Here is a 15,542-nt window from a genome sequence, read left to right as displayed (position 1 = left end):
CTCACAGCTCCTCCCCCTGCCTGCGCAGCAACCGCAGGTACACCAGCGTCACCGCCAGCAGGATCACCAGCATCACCACGCCGATCGCCGAGCCGAGGCTGTACTGCGAGGACGCGAACGCCTTTTGATAGGCGTACACGTTCAGCACGAGGTTCTGGCCCGCTATGCCGCCGCCGTTCGTCATGACGTAGATCTGGGTGAAGACCTTGAAGTCCCAGATGACCGACTGAATGGTGACGACCACCAGGATCGGCCGCAGCATCGGCGCCAGCACCGACCGCCAGATCCGCCACTGCGAGGCCCCGTCCAGCGAGGCCGCCTCCAGCACCTCGCTCGGCACGGCCCGGATCCCGGCGTACACCGTGACCATCACGAAGGGGAAAGAGCACCAGACCACTTCGAGCAGCACCAGGAAGAAGGCACTGACACGCCCGTACGTCCACGAGTACTCCCCGAGCCCCAGCATCCGGTTCACGGGCCCGAAGTCCGGGTCGAACAGGAACAGCCACACCGTGGACCCGGTGATGGCCGGCGTCGCCCACGCCCCGAGCGCGGCCAGCATCAACGCCAGCCGCGGCACGGCACGCACACGCGTGAGCAACACGGCGAGCGCACAGCCGACGGCGAGCGTCGAGACGACACACGCCGCCGCGAAGACGACGGTGGCGAGCAGCACCTGCCAGAACTGCGAGTCCGAGAACAGCTCCGCGTAGTTCCCGAACCCCTGGAAGGTGGTCGGCTCCCCACCACTGACCTGAGCCTGCGTGTACTCGAAGAACGAGATCAGCCCAAGCTGATAGACGGGATAGACAAGCAGCCCACCGAGCACGACGAGGGCGGGGGCAAGATAGAGCCAGGGCGCCTTCTGACCCCGGGCACGACGACCCCCTCGGGGGCGCGGGGCTGTGTTCGATTTGCGGCTACCGCCGCGTGGGCGCGGCAAGCCCCCACCGCCCCGCACCCGCCGACGCTCCAGAACCCCCGAGCTACTGGGCGCTGTCATCCGACGGACCCAAACGCCTCATCCATCTTCTTCGCCGCGTCCCCAGAAGCCGCAGCCACGCCCTTCTTACCGCTGATGACCTCCTGCAACATCGTCGGCAACACCAGCGACGAGTCGATCTGAGCCCACGCGGGCGAGGCGGGCACGAACTTGGTCCCCGCGGCGAGCGTCTCCGCGAACGGCTTCACATACGGCTCCTCCGCCGCGACCCGCTGCCGCACGTCGGAGAACGTCGGCAGGAACCCCATCGCCTCGAACATCGACGCCTGCGTCTCCTTGGAGGCGAGCTGCTCCATGAGCTCAACCGCCAGCGTCCGATGAGACGTGCTCTTCAGCACGCCGATGTTGTTGCCCCCGGCGAACGCGGGCGCGACGGACCCCGCCTTCACCCCCGGCAGCGGCACGACCGCGTACTTGCCCTTCACCTTCCCGGCCTCCACCGCGGTGTGGCTGAAGTCGCCGCCGATCGCCATCCCCGCCTTGCCTGCCGCGAACGCGGTGATCGTGTCGTTGCCGCCCATACCCGCGCACTTGGCGGCGGGGCAGTTGTCGTCGCCGAAAAGGGACGTGTACGCGGTGATGCCCTTCTGGGCGGCCGCGCTGTCGATGGCGGAGGTGTACGAGTCGCCCTGGCCGGTCGCGAGTTCGCCGCCGTTGGCCCAGACGAAGGGCATCGCGCCGTACGTGTAGGCGCCGCCGACGACCAGGCCGTACAGCCCGGGCTTCGCGGCGCGGATCTCGCGGGCCGTGGTGGCCAACTCGGCCATGGTCTTCGGCACTTCGAGGCCGAGTTCCTTGAAGACGTCCGTGCGGTAGTACAGGGCGCGGACGCCGACGTAGAAGGGGGCGCCGTAGACCTTGCCGTCCACCGTGACGGACTGCCTGGCGGTGGGGTCGGTCTCCTTCGCCTCGGTCCAGTCGCCGAACTCCTTCGTGACGTCGAGGAGTCCGCCGTCCTTCACATAGCCGGCGGTGTCGGTGTTGCCGTACTCCATGACGTCGGGCGCGGAGGCGGGGTCGTTGAAGGCGGCCTTGACGCGCTGGGCGCGGGTCTCGACCGGGATGTACTCGACGTCGACCTTCGTGCCGTCGTGGGCCTTCTCGAAGGCGCTGACGACGGAGTCGACGACCTTCTCCTTCGGCTTGTTGCCGACTTCCTGGAAGAGCCAGACCCGCAGGGTGCCGGTCTTGTCGTCCTTGTCGGAGGAGGAGTTGGTGGAGGTCTGCGGGGCGCAGGCGGTGACGGCGAGGGCGGTGAGCAGTACGGCGAGTCTGGGGGCGAGCTTCATGGAGCGGTCCTCCGGGCGTGCGTTGCAACATATGCAATGACGGTTTCGCTCTGCACAACGCATCGGAGCCTAGGGACTGCGTGAACATGTCCACAAGAGGTCTCAACCACTTCGTGACACGCCAAGGCCCCCGGGGTGCGCCGAAACGCGCCCCCGGGGGCCTTCGTCTTGCGGACCTGCCTTACGAACCTCAGGCCGAGGGGAGGGCTACTTCTTGTCGCCGCCCTTGCCCTTGTCGTCGCCGCCGGCGCCCATGGACTCGTAGATCTCCTTGCACATGGGGCACACCGGGTACTTCTTCGGGTCGCGGCCGGGCACCCAGACCTTGCCGCACAGCGCCACGACGGGGGTCCCGTCGAGGGCGCTCGCCATGATCTTGTCCTTCTGGACGTAGTGGGCGAAGCGCTCGTGGTCGCCGTCGCCGTGGGAAGTCTGCGGCGTGGGCTCGACGAGGGTCCCCGTACCAGTCCCGCGCTCGGGCTCGAGAGTGCTCATACCGCCAAGAGTACTGAAGCTCACACGCATCAGTTGAGCGAAGGGTCGTCGGGGTACGTGGCCACCATCGCGAGCTCGTTGCGCTGTCGGCGCAGGACCTCGCGCCAGAGTCTTTCCGGCGACGGCGAGGACACGTCACCCGGTTCGGACTCGACGACGTACCAGGCGCCCTCCACCAGCTCGTCCTCCAGCTGGCCGGGGCCCCAGCCGGCGTATCCGGCGAAGATCCTCAGGCTGCCGACGGCCGAGGCGAGCAGTTCCGGCGGCGCCTCCAGGTCCACGAGCCCGATCGCGCCGTGCACCCGGCGCCAGCCCAGCGGCGCGCCCTCGCCGTTCGCGTCACCGGGGATGACGGCGACGCCGAGTGCCGAGTCCAGGGAGACCGGGCCGCCCTGGAAGACGACACCGGGCTCACCGGCGAGGTCCGCCCAGCCCTCCAGGATGTCGCCCACGTCCACGGGCGTCGGACGGTTGAGGACGACACCGAGGGAGCCCTCCTCGTCGTGGTCGAGAAGGAGCACCACCGCGCGGTCGAAGTTCGGGTCCGCCAGGGCGGGCGTTGCCACGAGCAACCGCCCTGTGAGCGAGGACACCTCGGTCATGCCAGACATGATCCCGCATCTTCCCTTCAAGTGGGGAGGCAATGCCGGTTCGGGAGTGAATGCAGCCATGAATTGAAGGAGCGGCCTGGTAAGGCCTCGTTTGAGGGTGGTGGTGGGAGACGGGAGGGCGGAAAGGAGCGCCGGCGGGCGCACGGCAGGGACGGTGACCGCTCGTGCCCGGCGGGGAACCGTTCGTGTTGTGACAGAGCTATGACGTTCCTGAGCCCTCCTTGGGCTTACTGAAGGGGGGTCGGCGGCGATTACCCTTTCCCTTCTGGCCCCTGCCCAACTCATCGGAACGCGAGATACATGACCGTCAACGACGATGTCCTGCTTGTCCACGGCGGAACCCCGCTGGAGGGCGAGATCCGTGTCCGCGGTGCGAAGAACCTCGTACCGAAGGCCATGGTGGCTGCCCTGCTGGGCAGCGCGCCAAGTCGACTGCGCAACGTGCCGGACATCCGTGACGTGCGGGTCGTCCGCGGGCTGCTCCAGCTGCACGGGGTGACGGTCCGTCCGGGTGAGGAACCGGGCGAACTGGTGATGGATCCCTCCCACGTGGAGAGCGCGAACGTCGCTGACATCGATGCCCACGCGGGTTCCAGCCGGATCCCGATCCTCCTGTGCGGTCCGCTGCTGCACCGCCTCGGGCACGCGTTCATCCCGGGCCTCGGCGGCTGCGACATCGGCGGCCGGCCCATCGACTTCCACTTCGAGGTGCTGCGGCAGTTCGGCGCGACCATCGAGAAGCGGGCGGACGGCCAGTACCTGGAGGCTCCGCAGCGGCTGCGCGGCACGAAGATCCGGCTGCCGTACCCGTCCGTGGGCGCGACCGAGCAGGTCCTGCTGACGGCGGTGCTCGCCGAGGGCGTCACCGAGCTCTCGAACGCGGCCGTGGAGCCGGAGATCGAGGACCTCATCTGCGTCCTGCAGAAGATGGGCGCCATCATCGGCGTGGACACCGACCGCACCATCCGCATCACCGGTGTGGACAGCCTCGGCGGCTACACCCACCGCGCCCTCCCGGATCGTCTGGAGGCCGCCTCCTGGGCGTCCGCGGCGCTCGCCACCGAGGGCAACATCTACGTACGCGGCGCCCAGCAGCGCTCGATGATGACGTTCCTCAACACCTACCGGAAGGTGGGCGGTGCCTTCGAGATCGACGACGAGGGCATCCGTTTCTGGCACCCCGGTGGCCAGTTGAAGTCCATCGCTCTCGAAACGGACGTGCACCCGGGCTTCCAGACGGACTGGCAGCAGCCGCTGGTGGTGGCCCTCACGCAGGCCACGGGCCTGTCCATCATCCACGAGACGGTCTACGAGTCCCGCCTCGGCTTCACCTCCGCGCTGAACCAGATGGGCGCCCACATCCAGCTCTACCGCGAGTGCCTCGGCGGCTCCGACTGCCGCTTCGGCCAGCGCAACTTCCTGCACTCCGCGGTGGTCTCAGGACCGACGAAGCTCCAGGGCGCCGACCTGGTCATCCCCGACCTGCGCGGCGGCTTCTCCTACCTCATCGCCGCCCTCGCGGCCCAGGGCACGTCCCGCGTCCACGGCATCGACCTCATCAACCGCGGCTACGAGAACTTCATGGAGAAGCTCGTGGAACTGGGGGCGAAGGTGGAGTTGCCCGGTAAGGCGCTCGGCTGACGGCACACGCTCGGCCCCGGCCAGGCGCAGCGCCCTCCGGCTGGGGTCCGGGGGTCATCCCCCGGATAGGCACAGCATGGAGAAGCTCGTGGAGCTCGGCGCGAAGGTCGAGCTGCCGGGCAAGGCACTCGGATAACCAGCACAGTCGTACCTATGCCGAAGGGGCGGCACCCGGATCCGGGTGCCGCCCCTTCGGCGTTCACTGCAGCGCCCTCAAGGGGCGCGGGACTGAGCCCATATGCGGCTCCGCCGCGCGGGCGCGACCAGCCACAACGGACCGGCAGTCGCCCACGGCGCGAAACCGCGACGGCGATCAGGCGCCCTTACTTACCCTTGGCCGCTTCCTTGAGCTTGCTGCCCGCGGAGACCTTCACGCTGTAGCCGGCCGGGATCTGGATCGGGTCGCCGGTCTGCGGGTTGCGGGCGGTGCGAGCGGCACGGTGGGTGCGCTCGAAGGTCAGGAAGCCAGGGATGGTGACCTTCTCGTCGCCCTTGGCGACAACCTCGCCGACGGTCTCGGCGAACGCGGCCAGCACGGCGTCGGCGTCCTTGCGGGTCACCTCGGCGCGGTCGGCCAGCGCGGCCACCAGCTCACTGCGGTTCATGTTGTTACTCCCGTGTTCATTTGCCTTGAGGCGTGCCACGCGGCGGAGCCGCATGTCGGGCACAGCGATGTCGATGCTGCCAGGGTCCTCGGTGAGACCCGGGACCCGGGTCCGTCGTCAGACCCTCGCGCCCAGAGACGCATCCTGCCCCTACCTGCGGCGGGAAAGCCAATCCGGCGCCCGGAGGAGTCGTGAGAACACCCTTGGGAGTCACACGAAGAGAGGGCCTGAACTTGGCCGTCACGATAAACGGCGTCCCGAGGCCCCAGGTTCCACGACGCGCCGTTACAAGGGCTTGCCGTGGCGATCCTCACAGCCCGCGCACACTTCGCGGGCTGTGCGGCACTGATTCCGGGTGACTACTCGTCCGCGCCCGCAGCCGTGACGGCCTTCGCGGCGTCGCGCACCGCGCCGGCGACCGCGCCCGCGACCTTGTCGTTGAAGACGCTCGGGATGATGTAGTTCGGGTTCAGCTCGTCCTCGGTCACCACGTCCGCCAGCGCCTTCGCGGCCGCGAGCATCATGTCGGTGTTGACCGTGCGGGACTGCGCGTCCAGCAGACCGCGGAAGACACCCGGGAAGACCAGCACGTTGTTGATCTGGTTCGGGAAGTCGGAGCGGCCCGTGGCCACAACTGCGGCCGTCTGACGGGCGATTGCCGGGTCGACCTCGGGGTCCGGGTTCGCGAGCGCGAACACGATCGCGTTCTCGGCCATCGCGGCCACGTCGTCGCCGTCGAGGACGTTCGGGGCGGAGACGCCGATGAAGACGTCCGCGCCGCGCACGGCCTCCTTCAGCGTGCCGGTCAGGCCCTCGGGGTTGGTGTTGTCGGCGATCCAGCGCAGCGGCGAGTCCGCGGGGGCGTCCCGCAGGTCCTCGCGGCCGGCGTGCACGACGCCGTGGATGTCGGCGACGACGGCGTTCTTCACACCGGCGGCGAGCAGCAGCTTGAGGATGGCCGTACCGGCCGCGCCGGCACCGGACATCACGACGCGGATGTTCTCAATCGCCTTGCCCGCCACGCGAAGTGCGTTGGTGAGGGCGGCCAGGACGACGATCGCGGTGCCGTGCTGGTCGTCGTGGAAGACGGGGATGTCGAGGGCCTCGCGCAGGCGGGCCTCGATCTCGAAGCAGCGCGGGGCGGAGATGTCCTCCAGGTTGATGCCGGCGAAGCCGGGGGCGATGGCCTTGACGATCTCGACGATCGCGTCGGTGTCCTGGGTGTCGAGGCAGATCGGCCAGGCGTCGATGCCGGCGAACCGCTTGAAGAGGGCCGCCTTGCCCTCCATGACGGGCAGCGCGGCCTTCGGGCCGATGTTGCCGAGGCCCAGCACCGCCGAACCGTCCGTCACAACCGCAACGGAGTTGCGCTTGATGGTCAGGCGGCGGGCGTCCTCGGGGTTCTCGGCGATGGCCATGCAGACGCGGGCCACACCCGGCGTGTAGACCATGGACAGGTCGTCACGGTTGCGGATGGGGTGTTTCGACGCCATCTCGATCTTGCCGCCGAGGTGCATCAGGAACGTACGGTCGGAGACCTTGCCGAGCGTGACGCCCTCGATGGTGCGCAGCTGCTCGACGATCTCGTCGGCGTGCGCCGTGGAGGTGGCGGCGATGGTGACGTCGATCCGGAGCTTCTCGTGCCCGGAGGCGGTGACGTCGAGGCCGGTGACCGAGCCTCCGTGGGACTCCACGGCCGTGGTGAGCTGGGAGACCGCGGTTCCGCTCGCGGGCACCTCCAGCCGGACCGTCATCGAGTAGGAGACGCTGGGCGCCGTTGCCATGGCCGACTTCCTCTGCTTTCACCTGTGACGCTGGGTATGCCGTCCGATCGTCGCACCTACCGCCGAGTAGGAGTTAGCCGGGCTTGAATTGCGAACGTATTGTTCGCCACGTCTTCTCATGAAAAGAGACCCACGTCACTTGGTGACGTGGGTCCCTTCTCTTCGTTCATGACACCGACCCGCCATGCTCGCCTCGCGGCAAGTGGTCGCTCGTAGCGACGAAGGTTGGGCCCGGGGGCTTGGATCGAGCCGGTGCCACACCCAGGCTAACAAACAGATCCCATAAGGCCATTCCCGCACGGAGTGTTCATCCGAACCGGTCCGGCGAGTCGGCCGCCGGGTCAGTCCCTGAGCAGGTCGGGCACCCCGGAGGCGTCCGGCTCGTCCCGCTCCCCCGACACCACCGTCAGCTGCTGGGTGGCCCGGGTCAGCGCGACGTAGAGCACGCGCAGCCCGGCCGGCGACTCGTCCGCGATCTCCGCCGGGGAGACGACGACCGTCGCGTCGTACTCCAGCCCCTTGGCCTCCAGGCTGCCCAGCGCCACGACCCGGTCGCCGAGCCCGGCCAGCCATTTGGCCGCCTCCTCGCGCCGCTGCATGGCGACGACGACGCCGACCGTGCCGTCGACGCGGTCGAGCAGCCGGGCGGCCTCCTCGCGGACGGTCTGGGCGAGGGAGTCGCGTACGACGGTGCCGTTTGCCTTGTTCGTTGCCACGAAACGGGGCTCCACGCCGGTGGAGCGCACGGCCGACGGGGAGGTCGAGCCGGGCATGGCCAGCGCCAGCACCTTGGCCGCCAGCTGGGCGATCTCCGCCGGGTTGCGGTAGTTCACGGTGAGCTGGAAGCGGCGGCGCGGGCGGGTGCCCAGTGCCTCGTCCCTGGCCTCGGCTGCCTCGTCGACGTCGGACCACGAGGACTGGGCCGGGTCGCCGACGACCGTCCAGGTGGCGTGGCGGCCCCTGCGGCCGAGCATCCGCCACTGCATCGGCGTGACGTCCTGGGCCTCGTCGACGATGACGTGGGCGTACTCGGTGCGCTCGGCGGCCAGCCGCTCGGCGCGCTCGCGCTGCGACTCCTCGCGGACCGGCATCAGCTCCTCCAGGCCGGTGAGCTGGTCGAGCGGGTCGAGGTCGCGCTTCTTGCGGGGGCGGGCCGGGGTGCCGAGGATCGCCTGGAGCTCGTCGAGCATGGCGATGTCGTGCACGGAGTACCCGTCCCGCCTGAGCGAGCGGGCCACCTTGCGGACCTCGCCGGGGTTGAGGACGCGGCGGGCCCAGCGGCCGAGGCGGCGCTCGTCGGCCATCGCGGCCAGGACGGCCTGCGGGGTCAGCTCCGGCCACCAGGCGTCGAGGAAGGCGATGAAGCTGTCCTCGGTGCTGACGTCCTCGTCGAAGGAGGAGCGCAGCTCGGCGGCGAGCTCCGGGTCGCTGTGCCGGGTGGCGGCGCCCGACTGGGTCCACAGGGCGTCGAGCAGCAGCTTGCGGGCACGGGGGCGCAGCAGGTTCACGGGTGCCGTGCCGCCGAGAGCGGTGCGGCGGACATGTTCCAGCTCGGCGGCCTCCAGTTCGAGGCGGCGGCCGAAGGCGACCACGCGCAGGCGGGTGGGCGGTCCGGCCGGGGTCCGCGCGGGCGTGCCGGTGGCGTCGTCGCCCGGGTCGTCGCCGAAGGCGAGCTGGCCGGTCCGGTTCGCCGCGGTGTCACGGGCAGGTCGGCCCTGCGGGGTACGGCCGCCCGGCCCCAGCTCCAGCGCGCCGCGTGCCGCCTTCCGCAGCACCTTGAGCATGCGGTACGAGCCCTTCGCGCGGGCCGTGGACGGGGCGTCGTACAGCGTGGCCTCGGCGCCGTCGACCAGTGAGCCGATCGCCCGGATGGCGACCTGGCCCTCCTCGCCGAGGGAGGGGAGCACGCCCTCGGTGTACGCGACGAGCAGCGGGGTCGGGGAGACGATCAGGATGCCGCCGGAGTACCGGCGGCGGTCCTGGTAGAGCAGGTAGGCGGCGCGGTGCAGGGCCACGGCGGTCTTGCCGGTGCCGGGGCCGCCCTCGACGTATGTCACGGAGGCGGCGGGCGCGCGGATGACCAGGTCCTGCTCGGCCTGGATGGAGGCCACGATGTCCCGCATGGTGTGGCTGCGGGCCTGGCCGAGGGCGGCCATGAGGGCGCCGTCGCCGATGACGGCCAGCTCGTGGTCGCCGAGGAAGGCCTTGAGCTCGGGGCGCATGAGGTCGTCCTCGACGCCGAGCACGCGGCGCCCCTTGGAGCGGATGACCCGGCGCCGTACGACCCGCCCCGGGTCGACCGGCGTGGAGCGGTAGAAGGGCGCCGCGGCCGGGGCCCGCCAGTCGATGACCAGCGGGGCGTAGTCCTGGTCGAGCACTCCGATACGGCCGATGTGCAGGGTCTCGGCGATGTCGGCGGTGTTGTCCTCGCGGACCGCGCCCTCGGCGGGTTCGACGGCGGTGTACGCGCCGTCGGGCCCCTTCTTGCCGTCCTTGCCGAGGAGCAGGTCGATCCGGCCGAAGAGGAAGTCCTCGAACTCGTTGTTGAGCCGGTTGAGGTGGACACCCGCGCGGAAGACCTGTGCGTCGCGCTCGGCGAGTGCGCCGGGCGTGCCGACCTGGCCGCGCTTGGCCGCGTCGTTCATGAGGAACTCGGCCTCGTGGATCTTCTCCTCAAGCCGCTGGTACACCCGGTCCAGGTGTTCCTGTTCGACGCTGATCTCGCGGTCTCTGAGGGAGTCTTCGAGCGCGGTTTCCTGTTGAGCCTGAGCGGCCACCGGGCCCCCTTCTGACGTGCTGGGCAGCCGTCAACCGTACGCGAAGGGGACCCGGAAAAGCTACGGCACGCTATACGTCGACCTCGGCCAGCTTGTTCCCGTCGAAGTCCATGACCTCCACGTGGTCCACGTCGTCGGGGGACATGGACACGCCGCCGCTGACGTAGAGCGGGTTCCTGGCCTGCTCGGTCTTGGCGTCCGGGATGCCGTAGCCCCACTTCGGGACCGACCAGGAGGCGGCCGTCTCGCGCTCGCCGTCCTTGCTGACGAAGATCAGGGAACATTTGAGCGGTCCCTTGACGCCCTTGAGCTCGAGGGCCGTCTCGGTGCCCCAGAGCTTCTCCGACATGGCGACGGTCGCGCTGACGCCGGTCGCCGCGTCGTTGCCGGAGGCCTTGTCCTTGATGCTGTCGAACAGGTCCTTGGCGGGGTTGGCGGCCGCCACGGTGTTCCCCTTGACGCCGCCACCGCCGTCGCCGTCGCCGCCGTTGGTCGCCACGGCGACGAACGGGCCGCCGACGATGAGCGCGGCCGCCGCGGCCACCATGTAGAAGCCGCGCCGACGCTTCTGGGCACGGCGCTCGGCGACCTCGTCGACCAGCTTGTTGACCAGGCGCGGGCTGGGCTTGGCGGACAGGGAGTCACCGATCGCGGGCGTGCCGGCGCCGGGCAGGTCCGCGAGCGCGGCCAGCATCGGCTCCATTCCGGCGAGCTCGTCCAGCTGCTGGGCGCACCATTCGCAGGTCGCGAGGTGGGCCTCGAAAGCGGTTGCCTCGGCGTCGTCGAGGATCCCGAGGGCATAGGCGCCGACGGTCTCGTGCTCGCTCGGGGCCGAATGTCCCTGCATGGGTCCAGACATACCCGAACCGCCCATCCCGAATCCCTGGTTTCCCCCGTACACACTCATCACGCCGTCACCCCCCGCTCCTCCAGAGCCAGCTTCATCGACCGCAGGGCATAAAAAACCCTGGAGCGAACGGTGCCGCTGGGTATGCCCAGCGTCTCGGCCGCCTCATTGACCGTACGCCCCTTGAAGTACGTCTCGACCAGGACCTCCCGGTGGGCGGGAGTCAGGTCGTCGAGTGCGTCCGACAGCGTCATCAGCCACAGCGCCTTGTCGATCTCGTCCTCCGCGGGGATGACCTCCAGCGGCGACGGATCGACCTCCTGCGGCCGGGCCTGCCGGCTGCGGTGGCCGTCGATGACGATGCGCCGGGCGACCGTCACCAGCCAGGGGCGTACCGATCCGGTCGCTCGATTGAGCTGTCCGGCGTTCTTCCAGGCACGGATGAGCGTCTCCTGCACGACGTCCTCTGCTCGTTGCCGGTCACCGGCGACCAGTCGAAGGACATATGCGAGGAGGGGTCCGGCGTGCTCTCTGTACAGCGCACGCATCAGCTCCTCATCAGGTTCCGAGGGCTGGGACATGCGATGTCGGGCCCTCGATCCACGTTCATTGGCCACGACGGAATCCTTGCGCACGCCCACCTCCGATGTCCGGGGGTTCCCCCAGTCGGTCGCTCGACCACCCGTACGCAAGCGGCCCGTTGAGCGTTCAAACCGAGGCGACACTTTTCTTCGGAGTGACGTGACGAGCGGGACATGGCAGCACATTCCTACCGCGCGATCTTTACATTTCCGTCACATCGGCAAGATCGATCGAGAGCTTCCCTACGGGGGCGTAGGTAAACGGCATGTAATCGAAATCACTTCGACAACCGTTCCACAGAAGCCGCATAACGGACTGTCAGGCGCGGGCGAGCGCGGCGCGACGACGGTGCCGGGCCACTCTTTCCCGGTTCCCGCAGACCTCACTGGAGCACCAGCGCCTCCTGCGCCCCCGGGACGTATCGACATAAACGATCGGGCAGTTGTCGCCCTCGCACTCCCGCAGCCCGGCCCGCGCGACCGGATCGGTGAGCAGTTCCAGGGCGTCCCGCGCGAGGGCGCCGAGCAGCGCCGCGCACTCCGGGGGATGATCCAACTGCCGGACGAGGGTGCCGTCTTCCGCGCGTACGGCACGGGGCGCGGGCGGCGCCGCGCGGGCGATGTCGTTGACCCGGGCGAGCGCGATGTCGTACGACGGCCAGGGCTCGGGGGCGAGTCCGCCGCGCACCAACTGTCCGATCCGTCCGCGCAGTTCACGGAAGTCGACGAGCCAGGAGGCGTCGGCGTGGCTCAGCGGTGTGCCCGGCGGCGCGAGGCCGGCCCCGACGATCCAGGCGCACAACACCTCTACCGAGTCGAACCGTTCCTCGGGATGCGTGGTCGCCAGAAGATCCAGACAGAGCCGTCCCGCACCGAACCGCAGCTCGTACGCGCCCGTGGCCGTACCCAGTGCCATGTGCCTGTCACCGCCTAGGGGTCACCCGCCGGGGGAACCGTTCCCTCTAACAGTGCCTGCCCGCTACCGGAGCCGGAACCCCTCGTACCCCAGCCCGTGCGGAGTTCGAGGACGAGCATCTCGGGGGGCTTCGCCGGCCCAGGCGCTTTCAGCCCGTCCGGCGTTTGAGGACGAGGCCGTTCAGGCCGACGGGGTCCAGGGTGCAAAGCCCCCTGGCGGGGTCGGAGGGGCAGCGCCCTTTCGGAGGATGGGACGGGTAGGGGCGGCGGGGGCGAGGAAGAGCGGGTCAGGCGTCCGCGTACTTGGAGTCCGCCGCGGGGTCGAGCGCCAGCCGGTAGCCCCGCTTCACCACCGTCTGGATCAACTTCGGCGCCCCCAGAGCCGTACGCAGCCGGGCCATCGCCGTCTCCACGGCGTGCTCGTCCCGTCCGGCCCCCGGCAGCGCCCGCAGCAGATCCGCCCGCGGCACCACCCATCCCGGCCGCCGCGACAGCGCCCGCAGCAGCGACATCCCCGCCGGCGGCACCGGCCGCAGCACCCCGTCGACCAGCACGGCATGGCCGCGGATCTCGACCCGGTGCCCGGCGATCGGCAGGGAGCGGGCCCGTCCGGGCAGTTCCTGGCACAGCAGCTGGACCAGCGGCCCGAGCCGGAAGCGTTCGGGCTGGACGGTGTCGACACCGAGGGCCTGCAGGGGCAGCGCGGTGACCGGCCCGACGCAGGCCGGCAGGACGTCGTGGTTGAGGGCGGCGAGCAGCTCGGGAAGCAGGCCGCGCTCCTCGGCCCGCGACAGCAGGGACGCGGCGGCCGGGGCGCTGGTGAAGGTGAGGGCGTCCAGACCGCGCGAGACCGTGGCGTCCAGCAGCCGGTCGACCGGCCCGATGTCCACCGGCGGCAGCCACCGGTACACCGGCACCCCGAGCACCTCCGCTCCCCCGGCCTTCAGCGACTCCACGAACCCGGGCAGCGGATCGCCGTGCAGCTGGATGGCGACCCGGCGTCCGTCGACGCCCTCCTCCAGCAGCCGGTCCAGCACCTCGGCCATGGACTCGCTGGACGGCGACCAGTCCTCGGTCAGCCCGGCGGCCCGTACCGCGCCCTTGACCTTGGGGCCGCGCGCGAGCAGCTCGACGCCGCGCAGCCGGGCCAGCAGGTCCTCGCCCAGCCCCCACCCGTCGGCGGCCTCGATCCAGCCCCGGAAGCCGATGGCGGTCGTGGCGACCACGACGTCCGGCGTCCGCTGGATGATCTCCTTGGTGGCGGCGAGCAGTTCGCTGTCGTCGGCGAGCGGCACGATGCGCAGGGCGGGGGCGTGCAGCACGGCCGCGCCACGCCGCTGGAGCAGCGCCCCGAGCTCGTCGGCCCGGCGCGCGGCGGTGACGCCCACGGTGAACCCCGCCAGAGGCCCGTGTTCGGGTTGCTGCTGTTCGTCGTACATAACTCTCGTCCCGCACTCGAGTCGTGGTGCTTGCGCCAGATGCTCACACCAAGGGTGGCTGGTGGTGCTTCCTGATCGCACCCATGGTGGTTACACCTGCATGCCGAGCGAGCCTGTCAACGGTGCGTGACAGGCTCGGTTCGGCTTGATGTCGGCGGTGTTACGTCACACCTGCGCGTAGCTGAGCTGCGGTTTTTCCTCCGTCGCCGTTGTGGCGTCGGTCTCGGGGGCCGCCGGGCGGCGAAGGTATACGGCCCAGGTGACCAGGAAACAGACGCCGTAGAAGGCGAGGAAGGAGACGAAGGCGCCGGTGCCGGAGCCCACGGTGAGGAAGGACTGGCGGAAGGCGAGGTTGATGCCGAGTCCGCCGAGCGCGCCGACCGCGCCGATGAGGCCCATGGAGGCACCGGACAGGCGGCGGCCGTAGGCGGCGGCCTCCTCACCGGTGAGCCCCTTGGCGAGAGCCTTGTTGTGGAAGATGCCGGGGATCATCTTGAACGTCGAGCCGTTGCCGATCCCGGTCAGCACGAACAGGGCGATGAACGCGACGGTGAACAGAGGCAGCGACTTCTGCATCGAGGCCACGACGATGATCGCGGTCGCGGCGCCCATGGCGACGTAGTTCCACAGCGTGATCTTCGCACCGCCGAACCGGTCGGCGAGCGAGCCGCCGACGGGGCGGATCAGGGAGCCGAGGAGCGGGCCGATGAAGGTGACGTAGGCGGCCTGGAGCGGCGTACGGCCGAACTGCGTCTGCAGGACCAGCCCGAACGCGAAGCTGTAGCCGATGAACGAACCGAACGTCCCGATGTAGAGGAACGACATGATCCAGGTGTGGACGTCCTTCACGGCGTCCTTGGCGGCGCCGGTGTCGTTCTTCACGGACGAGATGCTGTCCATCTTCAGCCACGCGAGGACGGCGGCGATCACGATGAACGGGATGTAGATCCCCAGCAGCAGGCGCGGGCCACCGCTGGCACCGATCACGGCGAGGCCGATGAGCTGCACCACGGGCACGCCGATGTTGCCGCCGCCGGCGTTCAGACCGAGCGCCCACCCCTTCTTGCGCATGGGGAAGAAGGCGTTGATGTTGGTCATGCTGGAGGCGAAGTTTCCGCCACCGATGCCGGCCAGCATCGCGCAGAGCAGGAACGTGGTGAACGAGGTCCCGGGCTCCATCACGGCGAACGCGGCCACCGTCGGCAGGAGCAACAGGCTCGCCGAGATCACCGTCCACATCCGGCCACCGAAGATGGCGATGGCGAAGGTGTACGGCACGCGGACGATCGCACCGACCAGCGTGGCCATGGAGACGATGGTGAACTTGTCGGCAGGGGTGAGCCCGTACTCCGGGCCCATGAAGAGCACCATCACCGACCACAGGGTCCAGATCGAGAACCCGATGTGCTCGGAGAGGACGGAGAAGAAGAGGTTGCGCTTGGCGACCTTCTCCCCGGTCTCGTTCCAGAAGGTCTCGTCCTCGGGATCCCAGTGCTCGATCCAGCGGCCTCCCCTGCTTGCAGCGGGGGCTGTGCTACTGGCTGTCATGACGCCT

Annotated in this window: 13 protein-coding genes; 1 reads left to right on the top strand and 12 read right to left on the bottom strand. The window is 69.6% G+C overall.

Annotated features, from left to right (window positions below; genetic code table 11):
• Position 1 precedes the first annotated feature (1 nt).
• The 4 genes from ACFZBP_RS14700 to ACFZBP_RS14685 all read right to left on the bottom strand — a co-directional run bounded on the left by ACFZBP_RS14700 (position 2) and on the right by ACFZBP_RS14685 (position 3,389).
• The gene (locus ACFZBP_RS14700; protein WP_391413205.1) at positions 2–1,003 is read right to left on the bottom strand and encodes an ABC transporter permease subunit; all 1,002 of its coding nucleotides are present in this window, start codon (positions 1,001–1,003) and stop codon (positions 2–4) included.
• Positions 1,000–2,292 (bottom strand): extracellular solute-binding protein, encoded by a 1,293-nt coding sequence (locus tag ACFZBP_RS14695; RefSeq protein ID WP_391413203.1) that lies wholly within the window; start codon positions 2,290–2,292, stop codon positions 1,000–1,002. The genes ACFZBP_RS14700 and ACFZBP_RS14695 overlap by 4 nt, the downstream gene beginning before the upstream one ends.
• Positions 2,293–2,499: 207 nt before the next feature.
• Entirely contained in the window at positions 2,500–2,787 is a 288-nt protein-coding gene (locus ACFZBP_RS14690) for a DUF3039 domain-containing protein (protein WP_030054422.1), read from the bottom strand.
• 29 nt (positions 2,788–2,816) lie between these two features.
• The gene (locus ACFZBP_RS14685; RefSeq protein ID WP_391413200.1) at positions 2,817–3,389 is read right to left on the bottom strand and encodes a YqgE/AlgH family protein; all 573 of its coding nucleotides are present in this window, start codon (positions 3,387–3,389) and stop codon (positions 2,817–2,819) included.
• A gap of 309 nt (positions 3,390–3,698) precedes the next feature.
• Between ACFZBP_RS14685 and murA the strand changes: the two genes are divergently transcribed.
• Entirely contained in the window at positions 3,699–5,039 is a 1,341-nt protein-coding gene (gene murA, locus ACFZBP_RS14680; RefSeq protein ID WP_062720985.1) for a UDP-N-acetylglucosamine 1-carboxyvinyltransferase, read from the top strand.
• Between the two features lie 323 nt (positions 5,040–5,362).
• On the opposite strand, the gene ACFZBP_RS14675 is transcribed toward murA, so the two are convergent.
• From ACFZBP_RS14675 to ACFZBP_RS14640, 8 genes are all read right to left on the bottom strand, one after another.
• A complete protein-coding gene (locus tag ACFZBP_RS14675; RefSeq protein ID WP_007498188.1) occupies positions 5,363–5,644 on the bottom strand; it encodes an HU family DNA-binding protein in 282 nt (93 codons plus the stop codon).
• 359 nt (positions 5,645–6,003) lie between these two features.
• Complete coding sequence (locus ACFZBP_RS14670; RefSeq protein WP_391413198.1) at positions 6,004–7,428, bottom strand: malic enzyme-like NAD(P)-binding protein; 1,425 nt, start codon at positions 7,426–7,428, stop codon at positions 6,004–6,006.
• A gap of 341 nt (positions 7,429–7,769) precedes the next feature.
• Positions 7,770–10,205, bottom strand: a complete 2,436-nt coding sequence (locus ACFZBP_RS14665) for a UvrD-helicase domain-containing protein (protein WP_391413196.1) — start codon at positions 10,203–10,205, stop codon at positions 7,770–7,772.
• A 70-nt stretch (positions 10,206–10,275) separates the two neighbouring features.
• A complete protein-coding gene (locus ACFZBP_RS14660; RefSeq protein WP_383458913.1) occupies positions 10,276–11,112 on the bottom strand; it encodes an anti-sigma factor family protein in 837 nt (278 codons plus the stop codon).
• Positions 11,112–11,633, bottom strand: a complete 522-nt coding sequence (locus ACFZBP_RS14655) for a sigma-70 family RNA polymerase sigma factor (protein ID WP_010039908.1) — start codon at positions 11,631–11,633, stop codon at positions 11,112–11,114. The genes ACFZBP_RS14660 and ACFZBP_RS14655 overlap by 1 nt, the downstream gene beginning before the upstream one ends.
• A 319-nt stretch (positions 11,634–11,952) precedes the next feature.
• Positions 11,953–12,549, bottom strand: coding sequence for a CGNR zinc finger domain-containing protein (locus tag ACFZBP_RS14650; protein WP_383458909.1), 597 nt, complete (start codon positions 12,547–12,549; stop codon positions 11,953–11,955).
• A gap of 286 nt (positions 12,550–12,835) precedes the next feature.
• Positions 12,836–13,987, bottom strand: coding sequence for a uroporphyrinogen-III synthase (locus ACFZBP_RS14645; protein ID WP_391413194.1), 1,152 nt, complete (start codon positions 13,985–13,987; stop codon positions 12,836–12,838).
• Between the two features lie 165 nt (positions 13,988–14,152).
• Positions 14,153–15,535, bottom strand: coding sequence for an MFS transporter (locus tag ACFZBP_RS14640; RefSeq protein ID WP_391413192.1), 1,383 nt, complete (start codon positions 15,533–15,535; stop codon positions 14,153–14,155).
• Positions 15,536–15,542 lie beyond the last annotated feature (7 nt).

Origin of the sequence: Streptomyces sp. NPDC008086 (assembly GCF_042957325.1) — a bacterium.
In the GTDB taxonomy this organism is placed as follows: Bacteria; Actinomycetota; Actinomycetes; order Streptomycetales; family Streptomycetaceae; genus Streptomyces.
The sequence above is the reverse complement of the archived record's forward strand: the minus strand, read 5'-3'. Positions and strand labels throughout refer to the sequence as shown.